The organism is Tardiphaga sp. 866_E4_N1_4 (assembly GCF_052076075.1).
In the GTDB taxonomy this organism is placed as follows: domain Bacteria; phylum Pseudomonadota; class Alphaproteobacteria; order Rhizobiales; family Xanthobacteraceae; genus Tardiphaga; species Tardiphaga robiniae.
The window spans coordinates 1060080-1074321 of the sequence record NZ_CP197242.1 but is presented as its reverse complement, the minus strand read 5'-3'; the positions used below and the strand labels follow the sequence as shown (position 1 = coordinate 1074321).

Sequence of the window (14242 nt, the reverse complement as noted above, 5' to 3'; positions counted from 1 at the left end):
CAGCAACGGCAACAGGATTATCAAAGATGACAACTGCTTCCACATTCCGGCAGCGCATGCTTGGCGGTCAGAAACTTGTCGGCACGTTTCTGAAGACACCGACCGGTCACGGCACCGAAATCCTCGGCGATATCGGCTATGATTTCGTCGTGATCGATCAGGAGCACGGTCCATTCGATCGCACCAGCAGCGACATCGCGCTGATGGCTGCGCGGGCAACCGACACGCCGGCGCTGGTTCGGGTGCCGGGACCGGAGGCCATTCTCTCGGTGCTGGATTGCGGCGCCACCGGCGTCCTGGTCCCCCATGTGAAGAGCGCGGCCTATGCGCGCGAGGTGGCGGGAATGTTGCGGTATCGTGGCGGCAGCCGCGGCTTTGCGACCAGCACGCGTGCGGGTCGCTACTCCGGCATACCGATGTGGCGGCACATTGCGGATTCGGATGCCCGGATGGTGTTCGTAGCCCAGATCGAGGATCCGGTGGCGCTGGACGAGATTGACGCCATCGCCGCCGTCGACGGCGTCGACTCGCTGTTTATTGGGCGGGGCGACCTGACCGCGGCCTTTGGCGATGAATCGAAAGATCCGCCCGATGTGTTGCGCGCAGTGGAACGCATCTCGGAGGCAGCACGCAAGGCCAACAAGCCGATCAGCGTCTATGTTGGCAGTGCGAGCGAGGCCGCCTGGTTGAATTCGCTCGGCGCCAACGTCTTCGTGCTCTCGTCGGACCAGGGCTTTCTGCGCCAGGCGGCGACTGCCGCCCTGCGCGATGTCCGGGACAAGGTTGGATGAGCACGCGTTAGATCGATCAATCTGCAATCAGCGCTCAAGCTGAAAAAACAGACAGGGGGACGGAGACATGAGACCACACAAGGCGTCAATCTGCGCCACGCTGTTCGCGCTCGCGCTGGCACTGCCGGCGTCAGCGCAGCAGACGATCAAGATCGGATCGTCACTGGGTTTGACGGGATACGGGTCGGCGACCGACGGTCACTGGCGTGACGGGATGCAGATCGCCATTGAGGCGGTCAATGCGCAAGGCGGCGTCCTGGGCAAGAAGCTCGAACTGGTGATCGAAGACAACAAGTCGACGCCGCAGCAGGCAGTGGTCGTCTATCGGAAAATGATGACAGACGACAAGGTCGCCGCCTTCGACAGCGGCTGCATCTCGGCCGGCAACTTTGCCGCCGCGAGCTTCGTCTCCAGAGCCAAGTTGCCGATGTTTCTCTGTTCCATTCTGCCGCGCCAGCCGGACGAGCAGAAGTGGGCCTTCCAGTTCCTGCCGCCACCCAAATTCGAGGTGGATGCGCGCTATCAGTATCTCAAGGACAAGACCGATATCCGTAAGGTCGGAATCCTCTCCGATCCGAGCCCGTACAGCCTGTTGATGCGCGGCCTAGCGGAAAAGGGCGCCGAAGAATTCGGACTGACCGTCGTGGCCAATGAGTCCTACCAGCAGGACGACGCCGACTTCAGCGTTCAGATCGGGCGCATCAATGCGGCTGGCGCCGGGGCGATCATCATGCTGGGGCAAGGCAATGCGGTGGTAACCGTCGTCAACAACATCCGCAGCCTCGGCCTGACCAAGATGCTGATGCTGGGCAGTATCAACGAGCTCGATATTCTGCTCTCGGCGGGCAAGGTGCTTGGCGACCAGTATCTGGTCCCGTCGCCACTTATTCAGGTGGCAGCCGACGACATCAAGGTCATCACGGATCCCGCCGCCCGCACGGCCGCGGAGCCGTTCGTCAATGCGATGAAGGCGAAGTTCGGCAAGTCCGACAACGCGCAGGCCTCGCGCGCCTGGGACTCGATCATGATGATGGCTGCCGCCATGAAGAAGGCGAATTCGACCGATGGGACGGCCGTACGCGATGCGTTCGAGAAACTCGGCCATTACGACGGTGCGGGCGCGTCCTACGACTTCAGCGCGGAGAACCATATCGGGATTATCAAGAATCCCTACGTGATCGCCTCCGTGAAGGACGGCGTTCTGGTTCTCAAGAAGTGACGGCGATGGCGGACATTGTCCCCCTGATCGCTGTCCGCGATCTGACGGCCCGCTACGGTCATATCGAAGCGCTGCGGTCGACCGCGCTCCATGTGGCGCCCGGTGAGTTCGTGACCATTCTGGGACCGAACGGAGCCGGCAAGACCACCTTGCTTCGCGCCATCACGCGGCTGATCGCCAGCACCGGGCAGATTGTTTTCAACGGCCGGGATGTCACTCATCTACGCACCCATGAGCTGGCCGGGCTCGGTATCATCATGGTGCAGGAAGGGCGGGGCCTGTTCGGTGACATGAGCGTGCGGGAGAATCTGCAACTCGGCGCCTACAAACTGTCCGGACCGCAGGCCCACAGCGAGCGGCAGCTAGAGAAGGTGTTCTCCCTGTTTCCACGGCTGCGCGAGCGTATCGACCAGACCGCATCGTCTATGTCGGGCGGCGAGCAGCAGATGCTGGCTGTCGGCCGGGCACTGATGGCCGATCCAAAACTGCTCATTCTCGACGAGCCGTCGCTCGGCCTTGCGCCGCGCGTCGCATCCGAAATCCTGTCGACGCTCGGCGCCCTCAACAAGGAGGGTCTGGGTATCTTGCTGGTCGAGCAGAAAGCGCCGCTGGCGCTCAAGCTCGCCCAGCGCGTTTACATTCTTGCCTCTGGAAGCGTTCGGGCCGAGTTGCCGACGCACGAGATTGAATCGCACCATGACCTTGCTCGCTATTACTTCACCTAAGCCGGTTGCGCGTCTCGACCGGTTCTCCATCGGCCTGCTTGGGGCGGGCGCGCTGCTGTTTGTCGCCGTGCTGATCTATGGCGGCTATCTGCTGACGGTGATGCAGCTCGCGATGATCTATGGCATCTTCTGCCTCGGATTGAATTTCTTCATGGGCTATACGGGGCAGGCCTCGTTCGGCCAGAACGCCTTCGCCTGCATCGGCGGCTATGGCAGCGCCATTCTCTGTGTGCAGTACAACTGGGAGCCTGCGCTTGCCCTGATCGCCTCGATGGGCGTGGCGGGAATAGCCGCGCTGGTGATTGGCTATCCGACGCTGCGTCTGCGTGGCCACTATCTCGCGATGGCGACCTTCGCGCTGGGCCTCATTACCTATGACATCTCGGTCCAGTGGACCAGCCTGACCCAGGGCTATATGGGCTATGCCGGCATTCCACCGCTCGGCATCGGCAGCCTGACCGTCGAGGACGAACGGCTGAAGCTGCTCTGCCTCGGAGGGCTGCTGCTGGTCGGTTTCTGGATCTCGCAGCGCCTGCGCGATTCCCGTTTTGGCCGCGGACTGCGCGCCATTTCCGGAAGCGAGAACGGCGCCGCTGCGCTCGGCATTCGGATTTCGCGCTTCAAGCTTATCGCCTTCGTCATCGCCGGATTGTATGCGTCGGCCGCCGGATCGCTGTTCGCGCATACGGTCGGCTTCATCAGTCCCGAAGTGTTCGGCCCGCAGATGGTCATCGTGACCTTCACGATGCTCTATGTCGGAGGCGTCGGTACGCTGATCGGTCCGGTGATCGGCGCAATCGTCGCATCGCTGTTGCCGGAAATCTTCCGTAGCACCGGCCGCTTCCAGGACATCGCCTATGCGCTGGTGCTGCTGCTGATGCTGATCTATGCGCCTAAGGGCCTCTCTGCACTTGGTGGACTGTTTCGGCCGCGCGAAGACAAAGGGGAGGCGTGACCATGGCGCTCCTCAAGGTCAAGGGTCTGACCAAGCGTTTCGGCGGGCTGCTCGCCAATAACGAGATCGATCTCGACGTGCCGCAAGGCAGCCTGTTCGCGGTCATCGGTCCGAATGGCGCGGGCAAGACGACATTCTTCAGCATGATCTCCGGCTTCCTCAATTCGACCTCGGGAAGCATCGCCTTCGACGGCAGCGACATCACGCGCATGCGCCAGGATCAGATCGCCGCCATGGGGCTGATCCGGACGTTTCAACTAGTGCAGCTGTTCAAGGGCATGTCCGTCGCCGAGAACGTCGAGGTCGGTTGCCACCTCGCGACCCGAGGGGGTGTCGCTGCGGCGCTGCTGCGGCCCTCCTGGTTTCGCCGGCAGGAAGCCGAGGTTCATGAACGGGCGCGCGAATTGCTCGATTTCGTCGGGCTCGGCGCGCAGGCCGATCTCGATGCCGAACTGCTGCCGTATGGTCAGCAACGGCTGCTCGAAGTCGCACGCGCACTCGCATCCAAGCCGCGGCTGCTGCTGCTCGACGAGCCCGCCGCCGGTCTCAATACGCAGGAGACCGACGCGCTCGCGCACATTATCCAGAAGATCAACCGCCAGGGCACCACGGTGCTGTTGATCGAACACGATGTCGGTCTGGTCACACGGATCGCGCACCGGATCGCGGTGCTCGATTTCGGACGAAAGATCGCCGAAGGCACTCCGGACGAAATCAAGGTCCATCCCGAAGTCATTGCCGCCTATCTCGGCATAGAGGAGGCAGCCAATGCCTAGCGCAGTCGAACTCGTTCAGAGTCTGGTCAACGGCGTCGGTATCGGACTGATCTACGGACTGGTCGCGATCGGATTTTGCGTCATCTACAATGCCAGCGGTATCGTTAATTTCGCGCAGGGCGTGTTCGTCATGCTCGGCGGCATGTTCGCGCATACGCTGCTGACCCAGTTCGGCCTGCCGATCTACGTCTCGGCAGTGCTGTCCACGATCCTGGTCGCGGGTGTCGGCGTGCTGGTCCAGATCGCCATCATCAATCCGATGTGGCGTCGCAAAGCGCCGTTGTTCGCGATCATCCTCGCGACTCTGGCGATCCAGCTTCTGATCGAACAGGTCGTCATTCTCACGCTGGGCGATCAGCCGCGGACCTACCCTGAATTCACATCCGGCGGGCCGTTGAAGATCGGGCCGATCGCGATCGGCTATCAGTTGTTCTGGGTGCTCGGATGCGGCGCCTTGATGGTGTTCGCACTGACGCAATTCTTCAACCGCACGCGGATGGGGCGGGCCTTGCGGGCCTGTTCGCAGAACCGCGAGGCCGCCGCATTGCTCGGCATTCCCGTCGAGCGCATGCTGATCGTGTCCTTCGCACTCAGTGCAGCGCTGGGCGCCGCCGCCGGCATTCTCATCACGCCAACGCAATATACGGCGTACAGCGTCGGAGGGCCGTTCGGCATCAACGGCTTCATCGCGGCGATCATCGGGGGCTTCGGCAGTGCGCCGGCGGCGCTGATCGGCGGCATCTTCCTTGGCGTCATCCAGTCCGGCGCCATCGTGTTCTTCGGCGCGGGCTTCAAGAACATCGTGGCGCTGACGGTGCTGCTCATCGTGCTGCTGTTTTTCCCCAGTGGGTTGTTCGCCGGCCGGGCCAAGAGCGCCTGATCCGATGATGTCGCTTGTGAGAGTATCGCGATGAACGTCCTGATGATCTATGCCCATCCCGAGCCGACCTCCTTCACGGGTGCCCTGAAGGATGCCGGTGTCGCGACATTGCGGCAGGCCTGCCACGCGGTGGTGGTGTCCGATCTGTATGCCGAACGGTTCGATCCGGTCGCCGGCCGACACGACTTCAATGCCGTGGCGGACGCCGAACGTTTTCACTATCAGACCGAACAGGCCCATGCGCACGGCACCGGCGGTTTCGCGGCCGACCTCGTGCGTGAGCAGCAGCGCCTTCGCGACGCCGATCTTGTCGTCTGGATCTACCCGATCTGGTGGGGCGGCATGCCGGCCATTCTGAAGGGCTGGTTCGACCGCGTCCTTGCCTTTGGCTTCGCCTATGCCGATGGCCGCCGCTTCGACAGCGGCTTCTTTCCCGACAAGCGCGGTCTGCTGTGCCTCAGCACCGGCGGCACCCGGCAACGGTTTTCGGCTGGCGACGCTTATGGCGATATCCAGACTGTGCTGTGGCCGGCACAGCGCCTGATGATCGAGTATCTTGGCATGACAGCCCTTGAACCGTTCGTCGCTTACGCAGCGCCGCGCGTGGATGCCGAAGGTCGCGAAGTGTATCTGAGGCAATGGAGCCTGCGATTGCAAAAGGCAGTCGAAGACATAGCGCCGCACGCCGGCATCGCAGCAGTCACTCCCACGGAAACAGGCAGGTCATGAGCACCAGCGATCAAGGGCGGCCCGACCGGGATTCGTTGAGCAACAAGGTCGTGCTGGTCACGGGCGGGTCGCGCGGGATGGGAGCTGCGATCGCACGGCGTTTTGCCGGCGCGGGCTGTCGTGTGGCGATCGGCTACCGCAATGAGTCCGCGGCGGCGCATGCGGTACTCGGTGATATCGCCGAGTTGGGGGCACAAGGCATCGGCGTTGCCGGTGACATTTCCAATCCCGACGATGCACGGGCGATGGTCGCACAGGTCATTGCGCGGTTCGGGCATCTCGACATTGTGGTGAACTGCGCCGGTATCGCGGAATATCGGCCGTTCGAGGCGGTCGACCCCGAGCTGTTCCGCGCCACCTTCGATACCAATGTCCTCGGCACGATCGCTGTTATTCAGGCGGCGCTCCCGCATCTGACCGCGCCGGGAGGACGGATCATCAATTTCTCCTCCGCACTCGCTACCCGGCCGATCCCGACCACCTCGATCTATGCGGCCTCCAAGGCGGCGGTTGCTGCTCTGTCGCATGCGCTCGCCAAGGAATTCGGCCCGCGCGGGATCACAGTCAACACGATTGCGCCCGGCGTGATCGAGACCGACATGACGACGCAGATCCTGGCCGAGCGCGGCGCAGGGATCGCGGCGATGACGCCGCTCGGTCGCATCGGGCAGACCGACGACATCGCCGGCGTTGCGCTATTCCTCGCGTCGCCGGAGGCGAAATGGCTCACCGGGCGGACGATCATCGCCGATGGCGGCGTGAGCTGACGGAGCGCGCCAAACAGCAGTCCGCATCCGCTGCGGGATCGAACGACGCCGGTTCGACAATAGTTCGGCGGCATTCATACGCCGACCATGGATGCGCTGCCCTACACGCCCAATGATATCGCCGCGCGCGCGAGCCGCAGCGAGCGGCATCTTGCGGAGCGACTCACTAAATCGATCGCCGGCAATGCGGTAGCGAGTTGATATGAGCCCCATTGGCGGGCTCGCAATCATCGTTCTCGGCGCGCTGCGCGCATGCGTTTCGATAGTTGTTCGCGATGACGAAACGTCACCCTTCATTTGTGCGTCAATCCAACGCGAATGACACACTCTGTTCATCATTGGCCCGAAATTCGCCGCCGTCGTTGACAGGCCGATCTCTCCATCAATATCCTATTTAAAACGATGTTCCGTCCTCGCGTACATATAGGCGTGGGCCGGGCAAGTAGATTTCACTGAGGAAACGAAGGCAATTGGAGGGCTATCTATAATGACGACTATCAAGACTCTTGTTCTCGGCTCGACGGCAGGGATGCTGGCGATCGGCGGTGCACACGCTGCCGATCTTCCTGTGAAGGCCAAGGCGGTCGAATATGTGAAGATCTGCTCACTTTACGGCGCAGGCTTCTATTACATCCCGGGCACCGACACCTGCATTAAGATCGGCGGTGCACTTCGCATCGATACCGCGTTCAATGCCGCGAGCAATTATGACGTGCCGTACTGGTTCGGCGGCGCTGGCGGCAACAATCTTTACACGAAGGACTATTTCAACACCAAGCCGCGCCTGACGCTGACCACCGATACGCGCACGGCGACCGAATATGGTCTGCTTCGCACATTCTCTAACATTCATTTCGACTTCGCACAGGGACGTGAAAGCATCGCCGGTGGCTTCGTCGAAGTAGACTTCGCGTTCATCCAGTTCGCAGGTTTCACCTTCGGCAAGGCCGTCTCGCAATTCGACCCGCAATGGGCGCTCGCCAAGCCGACCATTGCGTCCGGTTTCTTCGCGGGCTCCAACAATGCGACGGGCATTCCGCAGCTGGCCTATACGGCGTCGTTCGGTAACGGCGTCTCTGGCACCATCTCGCTTGAGAACGCATCACCCTATCGCAATGCCGGCCTGTGGAACGTGAACACGTTCATTGTGGCGCCCGGTGCCTCGCAGTTCACCGGTGCATTCTATGGCTCGTCGTCGAACACGTTCCTCGGTAATGCCGCCGGCGGCAACCATATGCCGGACGTTGTCGGCAACCTGCGGCTAGATCAGGCATGGGGCACGCTGCATTTCGCTGCAACCCTTCATCAGGCGACGGCGCAATACTACACCAACGAACCCTCCGGCCACCCCGACGATGCCTATGGCTTCGCCGTAAGCGGCGCTGTCGAGTTCAAGAACCTGCCAACTGGCGCGGGCGACAGCCTCAAGCTGGAAGCCTCCTACGCCAAGGGCGCTGCGAAATACGTCTTCGCTGGGACGGTGGATACGCTGGGTGGCGGGCGGTTCGCCAAGTTCGATGGCAACACGGTCGGCTTCGGCTACGTTCTCGATGGCGTCTATGCGCCCGGCGGCCAGATCGTGCAGAGCTCGGCTTGGGAAGTCAGCGGCTTCTTCGAGCATTACTGGAACCCGGCGTGGCGCACCTCTCTGTTCGCCAACTACAGCCACATCTCTTACGGCGACGCGGGCAACGCTCTGTTGGCAGGGGCATTCGCCTCGACCACGCGGGGCTTCGGCACCAGTTCGTCCTCGGCAGCGGCTTCGTCCGCCGGCGTTCTGTCCGGGACCAGCAACAACTTCGACTTTGCCACCACGCAGGTCGGCACCAGAACAGCCTGGACGCCCGTTCAGAATCTGACGCTCTCGGCGGAATTCATCTACAGCCGCATGGATCAGAGCCTGGGTGGCACCTACACCGGCAACGTCGTGGGCAAGCCAGCCGGCACATCCTACGCCGTGCGCGATCAGAACCTCTACAACGGAGCGGTTCAGATCCTGCGGTCGTTCTGAGCCTGATCAACCACCGGGTCGGTGTTGATAACAAGAGCCCCCGGCAGACGTGCCGGGGAACTGTTCACGCAAGCGCGTGAGCGAGCCATGCCGTACAGCGGAACGGCGGCACATTCCGCAACTTCGATATCGGTTTGATTGTAGGACATCGAACAGGGAAAGCGCTGCGGAAGATGGCGCTGAACAAGTGGGCACAGCCTGCATCTTAAAAATCGGAGGAAACATGCGTGCATTGCTAGTCGGCCTGTGCGGTCTCGTGCTCGCCCTGACGCCCATTCACAACGCCGCCGCGCAAGGATGGCCGGAACGGACCGTCACCATGATCGTGCCGTTTCCGGCAGGATCCGCCGTTGATACGCTCGCGCGCGCGGTCGGCCAGGCACTGAGCGAGGCGCTCGGCAAGCAGTTCATCGTCGACAATCGAGCGGGGGCAGGCGGCAGCATTGGCGGTGCGGCCGTGGCCAAGGCGAGCGCTGACGGCTACACGCTTCTGTTCGGCACGCCTGCGCCGATTGCGCTCAACAAGCTGATGTATAAGGGGCTGGCCTATGATTCCGAAAAGGATTTCACGCCGGTCGTTCTCGTCGCTAAGTCCCCGCTCATCGTGACCGCGCGCGCCGACTTTCCAGCGAAGACGTTCGAAGAGCTGATCGCTTATGCGAAGCAGAACCCCGACAAGGTCAATGTGGGACATCCCGGTAACGGCACGCTCGGACACATCACGTCGGAACTGGTGCAGAGGTCCGTCGGCGTCAAGATGACCAACGTGCCGTATCGCGGCACATCACCGCTGATGACAGATTTGCTCGGCGGTCAGATCGATATCGTCATCGACTTCATGCCGACCTATGTACCGCTGGTCACCTCCGGAAAAGTTCAGGCGCTTGCCGTCACGACCAGCCAGCGGGCCGCGCAACTGCCGGCCGTGCCCACAGTGCAGGAGACGGGCTTCAAGGGCTTCGAGGCTTCAGCGTGGTACGCCATGGTCGCGCCGATCGGGACGTCACCCGAGATCGTCGCCAAGTTGAACAGCATCGTGAACAGCTTTCTTCAGAGTGAAAAGGGAAAGGCTATTCTCGGGCAGAATGCATTGCTGGGCGTCGGTGGATCGCCGGACGATCTCAAGGCATTCATCGCGGCCGAACTCGCCAAGTGGCGCCCGGTAATCGAGGCGGCAAAAATTGCAATGTAGCAAGGGCGAGGCCGGCACCGCGCAGTGCAGTGTTATCCTGCTTGCGCTGGTCCGGGCTCGTCGTCTGACGATCGGGAGTGATTGAGTGACCGACATGATCCGCATCGATGTTCCCGCGCTATCGACTCCCACAGTGGCGCTCGTCACGGGCGGCGGCAGCGGGATTGGCAAGGCGACAGCGGCGCGCCTCGCCGCCAGCAGATCGGCTGTCGTGGTCGGCTACAACAGCCGCAAGGAGCTGGCGGAAGATGTCGTGAGCGGGCTGCAGGGTACCGGGCATCTCGCTCTGCGTATCGCGATCGACGATCCATCCTCTATCGCCGAAGCCGCGGCGCGGGTGGAGAAGGAGTACGGCCGGCTCGATGTACTGGTCAATTGTGGAGGCGCCACGACGCCAGTGCCCGCCAACGATCTTGACGCACTGACCGACGAGATCTTCGATCGCACCGTGACCATCAACCTGCGGGGGCCTTTCGCCATGGTGCGCGCTTTCCGTCCATTGCTGGAGCGCGGTAGCGGCGCCGCCATTGTGAACATTTCATCCATTGCCGCTCGCACGGGACTGGGAAGCAGCCTCGCTTATCTGTCCGCCAAGGCGGGTGTCGACGCGCTGACGATTGCGCTCGCGAAAGTGCTCGCACCCAAAATCCGCGTGTTTTCCATATCGCCGGCTGGCGTGGATACGGATTTCGTCGCCGGGCGGACGCGAGAGCAGTTGCAGCGGGTCGCCGAGAAACTCCCGCTGGCCCGGATCACGACGCCCGACGATGTCGCGAGGGCAGTGATGGCCTGCATCATCAACCTGACGAGTTCGACAGGGATCGTCGTGCCCGTGGACGAGGGCAGGCATCTTTAAAGCGCGCGCCGGGAACTACAGCGAGACAGCGATGGCGGGGGCACGAGCCCCGGACACAATGGCTACGCCTCGTATGGGCGTCACGGGTGGAGAAAATGGACAAGCTGAAGTTCTATATCGACGGCGCTTGGGTGGATCCGGTTACACCGTCAACTCTTGAAGTTTTCAATCCTGCGACGGAGGAGGCCTTCGCGCGGATCAGCCTGGGTACCCGCCAGGATGTGGACCGGGCCGCGCAGGCGGCCCGCCGCGCCTTCGCAACCTATTCCGAAGTGAGCGTGAAAGACCGGCTCGTCTATCTTCAGAAGATCATTGAGGGCTTCAGGGCACGTCTGCCGGAACTGGCGCAGATGATGACGCTGGAAATGGGATCGCCGATCACCTTTGCGACAGAACGCCAGGCGACCGTTGCGCTGTTTCATTTCGAGGAAGCTGCGCGCGTGCTTGCGGACTACAGGTTTGAAGAACCGATGGGAGGCGGGGTCGTTCGCCGTGAGCCAATCGGTGTCTGCGGCCTGATCACGCCGTGGAACTGGCCGTTGAACCAGGTGGCTTCGAAGGTCGCGCCAGCACTGGCCGCCGGCTGCACGGTCATTCTCAAGCCGAGTGAGATCGCGCCGCTGAGCTCCATGCTGTTCGCCGAGATCGTGCACGACGCCGGCATTCCAGCGGGTGTGTTCAATGTGGTGAACGGCGATGGTCCAACGGTGGGCGAGGCAATCGCCGGCCATCCCGAGATTGACATGGTGTCATTCACCGGATCGACAGCCGCCGGTGTTCGGGTGGCCAAGCTGGCGGCGGATACGGTCAAGCGCGTCGCGCAGGAGCTGGGCGGCAAGTCCGCCAATATCATCCTTCCGGATGCCGATCTGAAAGCTGCTGTCATACAGGGCGTTCACGCCTGCTACACGAATACGGGCCAGAATTGTCAGTCGCCCACTCGCATGCTGATTCCGCGCGCGCAGCGCGACGCAGCCTTCGCCGCGGCAAGTGAAGCCGTCAGCAGAATCCGTCTCGGTGATCCGCTCGATCCGGCGTCCACCATGGGGCCTTTGGTGAGCCAGTCACAGTTCGGGAAAGTGCAAGACCTGATCCAGTCCGGCATCGACGAGGGCGCGACCCTGGTAGCGGGCGGAACGGGCCGGCCGGCCGGGCTCAATCGCGGATATTACGTTCGTCCCACCGTGTTCGGCGACGTGACGTCGCAAATGAGGATTGCGCGCGAGGAGGTGTTCGGTCCGGTACTGTCCATCATGAGCTATGACAGCGAAGATGAGGCCATCGAGATCGCCAATGACACGCCGTTCGGACTGGCGGGCTTCGTGCAATCGCGTGACCGTAACCACGCGCGCTCCGTCGCCAATCGCATCCGCGCGGGACGTGTTTACCTCAACGGCGCTGCATTCGACCGCAGCCTCCCGTTCGGAGGATACAAGCAGTCTGGTAACGGGCGCGAGTTCGGGGTTTTCGGCTTCGAAGAATATCTGGAGGTCAAAGCGATCATTGGGTAGCGAATCCGGCTTCGCCCCAAAACACGATAGCGGTTCGCCGCAAGTGGTCCGCCACGGGGCTGTCGTAGCTCTCGCGGCGCCGCGGTCGCGCGCTTCCTCCAAGTTGGCGCGCGGCCGCACATTATCTTCCCGCGGGGAAAGTTGGGCTTCGACTTTGAGCCCGTGCCCGCAAATTGGACGGGTCAGGTCGTACGGCGTAAAGGACTAGGCGTGACCTGTGGGCGGCTCTTGGCGCAAAAAAAAAAGCGGTCATCGGATATCTGGCATCTCGAAAACGGCTGGCAGGCCAGCAGAGTTCTGTCCAACTGGCGCCAATTGTAGAGACGGGCGAATTCCACCGGTGGACCCAGCAAATCGTCCCTGACGTACCGTCGATAGCGAAAATGCGGGCGGGGAATGCAAGATAGCTTCTCGTCTACCGAGCGCCCGAGCCCGATTTTTGTATTCGCCCGGCAAGACTCGCATCGGTACGCTTCAAGGGGCGGATGATCTCGGAACGCGACTGGTAAAGCTGTCGGACCTCTTCTTCGATCATCGCTTTGATGGCAAGAACCGTGCGTCCGAGCGGACGATCGCGGCGAATAGGCCGCGGGTCAGGACGAGGCCCTGCAATGGTGCCCCAACAAATTCTCCTGCACGGACGCCCTCAATGAGATCGAGTCGGAGTTTGCCGGCTTCTTCGCCCATATCGTGGCGACTGGTGCGGACCGTGGACAGCCGGCTCTTCTGGAACGCCGTGCTCGCTTACGTAATCTGAACTGGCATAGAGACCTACCGAAAATTCGCCGATGCGACGCGCAATGAGATTTGAGTCAGGCAGATATGTTCGCAGATCAGAGCAGCTATCGTTGATCTGAATTTTCCATAGGCAGACGGTGGCGCTTCCCGGCGCGAAACACGTCGATGGTCTGCTTGGGATTCTATAGGGTGGAGGGTAGGGCCCGATACCGGGAAGTAGCGTGAGTGCGAGACTATTTTTGTCGGCAATCGAACATGGTATCGATAAGAGCGAAGGGCAAGTCATTGGCGCCAATTGGACGTTTGAGAAACAGCTGGGCTGATCTAGTCTTTCCGTTGCTTTCTGTTAGAGCAAATACTTCGCATTGTAGATGGGCGATGTCGGAGTGATACGGGCGGTCAAATCAATGAAGAAAATAAGCAGTAAGGCCGGAAGTATCGAATCCAGAAGGAAGATCATCGACGCCGCGACGCGTCTTTTTACGAAGACCTCGTTTCAAGATGTGCCCGTTGAGGAAGTCGCCCGCCAGGCCGGGGTCGCGCACGGTCTTGTCTTTCACTATTTCGGGACAAAGGCGAAGCTCTATGAGGCAGTTTCGCAGGGCGCCGCCGATCGCCTCGATCTGCTTCACATCGAAGCGACGCGGCGACCGAAGACACCGAACGCGAAACTTCGCGCTTTCTTGGTAAGCCATATGGACGCCGTCAGCCAGCGACGGGCGGACTATGTGTTTCACTCGCGCGGCGGTGGGACGCCGGCCATTCAGGCGATCTGGGAAAAATCCCGCAGCAATGCCATCCACTTGGTTCTCGGCTTTTTCAACATCGAAAAGCCTTCGGAGCCGCTTGTCGTCGCCACGAGGGCGTGGCTTGGATTCTACGACGAACTGGTCCTGGAGTGGATTCAGGGGCGGCGTGTGCTGCCCGATGGTGTGATCACCGCATCCCTGCAGCTGTTTCCCGTCGTAATGTCACAAGCGCACGTCCTCGGCGCAGATGATGCACCGCAAGGCCTATAATAAACGGCTTGACTGCCAGTCAATCTAAGGATTGACTGGCAGTCAATGAAGGTGACGCTGCTTAGAACGCGTC

Annotated in this window: 13 protein-coding genes; all 13 read left to right on the top strand. The window is 61.6% G+C overall.

Going from position 1 to position 14242, the window contains the following annotated elements:
* Positions 1 to 26: 26 nt before the first annotated feature.
* The 13 genes from AB8B20_RS05385 (at position 27) to AB8B20_RS05325 (ending at position 14169) form a co-directional block, all read left to right on the top strand.
* Complete coding sequence (locus AB8B20_RS05385; protein ID WP_439071890.1) at positions 27 to 791, top strand: HpcH/HpaI aldolase family protein; 765 nt, start codon at positions 27 to 29, stop codon at positions 789 to 791.
* Between the two features lie 67 nt (positions 792 to 858).
* Positions 859 to 2010 (top strand): ABC transporter substrate-binding protein, encoded by a 1152-nt coding sequence (locus tag AB8B20_RS05380; RefSeq protein WP_439071889.1) that lies wholly within the window; start codon positions 859 to 861, stop codon positions 2008 to 2010.
* Between the two features lie 5 nt (positions 2011 to 2015).
* Positions 2016 to 2735: an ABC transporter ATP-binding protein gene (locus AB8B20_RS05375; RefSeq protein ID WP_244558396.1), complete on the top strand. Its 720-nt coding sequence runs from the start codon at positions 2016 to 2018 to the stop codon at positions 2733 to 2735.
* The gene (locus AB8B20_RS05370) at positions 2707 to 3690 is read left to right on the top strand and encodes a branched-chain amino acid ABC transporter permease (RefSeq protein WP_439071888.1); all 984 of its coding nucleotides are present in this window, start codon (positions 2707 to 2709) and stop codon (positions 3688 to 3690) included. Before AB8B20_RS05375 ends, AB8B20_RS05370 begins: the two co-directional genes overlap by 29 nt.
* Positions 3691 to 3692: 2 nt before the next feature.
* Positions 3693 to 4466: an ABC transporter ATP-binding protein gene (locus AB8B20_RS05365; protein ID WP_439071887.1), complete on the top strand. Its 774-nt coding sequence runs from the start codon at positions 3693 to 3695 to the stop codon at positions 4464 to 4466.
* On the top strand, positions 4459 to 5346 hold the full coding sequence (locus AB8B20_RS05360) for a branched-chain amino acid ABC transporter permease (protein ID WP_439071886.1): 888 nt from the start codon (positions 4459 to 4461) through the stop codon (positions 5344 to 5346). Before AB8B20_RS05365 ends, AB8B20_RS05360 begins: the two co-directional genes overlap by 8 nt.
* Positions 5347 to 5376: 30 nt before the next feature.
* Positions 5377 to 6075, top strand: a complete 699-nt coding sequence (locus AB8B20_RS05355; protein ID WP_439071885.1) for an NAD(P)H-dependent oxidoreductase — start codon at positions 5377 to 5379, stop codon at positions 6073 to 6075.
* The gene (locus AB8B20_RS05350; protein WP_439071884.1) at positions 6072 to 6842 is read left to right on the top strand and encodes an SDR family NAD(P)-dependent oxidoreductase; all 771 of its coding nucleotides are present in this window, start codon (positions 6072 to 6074) and stop codon (positions 6840 to 6842) included. The genes AB8B20_RS05355 and AB8B20_RS05350 overlap by 4 nt, the downstream gene beginning before the upstream one ends.
* A 487-nt stretch (positions 6843 to 7329) precedes the next feature.
* Positions 7330 to 8853, top strand: a complete 1524-nt coding sequence (locus AB8B20_RS05345) for a porin (RefSeq protein WP_439071883.1) — start codon at positions 7330 to 7332, stop codon at positions 8851 to 8853.
* Between the two features lie 223 nt (positions 8854 to 9076).
* Entirely contained in the window at positions 9077 to 10045 is a 969-nt protein-coding gene (locus AB8B20_RS05340; RefSeq protein WP_439071882.1) for a Bug family tripartite tricarboxylate transporter substrate binding protein, read from the top strand.
* Positions 10046 to 10139: 94 nt separating this feature from the next.
* A complete protein-coding gene (locus AB8B20_RS05335; protein ID WP_439073029.1) occupies positions 10140 to 10901 on the top strand; it encodes an SDR family NAD(P)-dependent oxidoreductase in 762 nt (253 codons plus the stop codon).
* Between the two features lie 95 nt (positions 10902 to 10996).
* Positions 10997 to 12412, top strand: a complete 1416-nt coding sequence (locus tag AB8B20_RS05330) for an aldehyde dehydrogenase family protein (protein WP_439071881.1) — start codon at positions 10997 to 10999, stop codon at positions 12410 to 12412.
* 1145 nt (positions 12413 to 13557) lie between these two features.
* Positions 13558 to 14169 carry a TetR/AcrR family transcriptional regulator gene (locus AB8B20_RS05325; protein WP_439071880.1) on the top strand — a complete coding sequence of 204 codons (612 nt, stop codon included), beginning with the start codon at positions 13558 to 13560 and terminating at the stop codon, positions 14167 to 14169.
* The last annotated feature ends 73 nt before the right edge of the window (positions 14170 to 14242 follow it).

Bases quoted from the DNA above. Each gene is read 5' to 3' on its own strand.
- AB8B20_RS05385 (WP_439071890.1), top strand. From the start codon at position 27: ATGACAACTGCTTCCACATTCCGGCAGCGCATGCTTGGCGGTCAGAAA.
- AB8B20_RS05325 (WP_439071880.1), top strand. From the start codon at position 13,558: ATGAAGAAAATAAGCAGTAAGGCCGGAAGTATCGAATCCAGAAGGAAG.
- AB8B20_RS05380 (WP_439071889.1), top strand. From the start codon at position 859: ATGAGACCACACAAGGCGTCAATCTGCGCCACGCTGTTCGCGCTCGCG.
- AB8B20_RS05370 (WP_439071888.1), top strand. From the start codon at position 2,707: ATGACCTTGCTCGCTATTACTTCACCTAAGCCGGTTGCGCGTCTCGAC.
- AB8B20_RS05350 (WP_439071884.1), top strand. From the start codon at position 6,072: ATGAGCACCAGCGATCAAGGGCGGCCCGACCGGGATTCGTTGAGCAAC.
- AB8B20_RS05340 (WP_439071882.1), top strand. From the start codon at position 9,077: ATGCGTGCATTGCTAGTCGGCCTGTGCGGTCTCGTGCTCGCCCTGACG.
- AB8B20_RS05355 (WP_439071885.1), top strand. From the start codon at position 5,377: ATGAACGTCCTGATGATCTATGCCCATCCCGAGCCGACCTCCTTCACG.
- AB8B20_RS05330 (WP_439071881.1), top strand. From the start codon at position 10,997: ATGGACAAGCTGAAGTTCTATATCGACGGCGCTTGGGTGGATCCGGTT.
- AB8B20_RS05345 (WP_439071883.1), top strand. From the start codon at position 7,330: ATGACGACTATCAAGACTCTTGTTCTCGGCTCGACGGCAGGGATGCTG.
- AB8B20_RS05375 (WP_244558396.1), top strand. From the start codon at position 2,016: ATGGCGGACATTGTCCCCCTGATCGCTGTCCGCGATCTGACGGCCCGC.
- AB8B20_RS05365 (WP_439071887.1), top strand. From the start codon at position 3,693: ATGGCGCTCCTCAAGGTCAAGGGTCTGACCAAGCGTTTCGGCGGGCTG.
- AB8B20_RS05360 (WP_439071886.1), top strand. From the start codon at position 4,459: ATGCCTAGCGCAGTCGAACTCGTTCAGAGTCTGGTCAACGGCGTCGGT.
- AB8B20_RS05335 (WP_439073029.1), top strand. From the start codon at position 10,140: ATGATCCGCATCGATGTTCCCGCGCTATCGACTCCCACAGTGGCGCTC.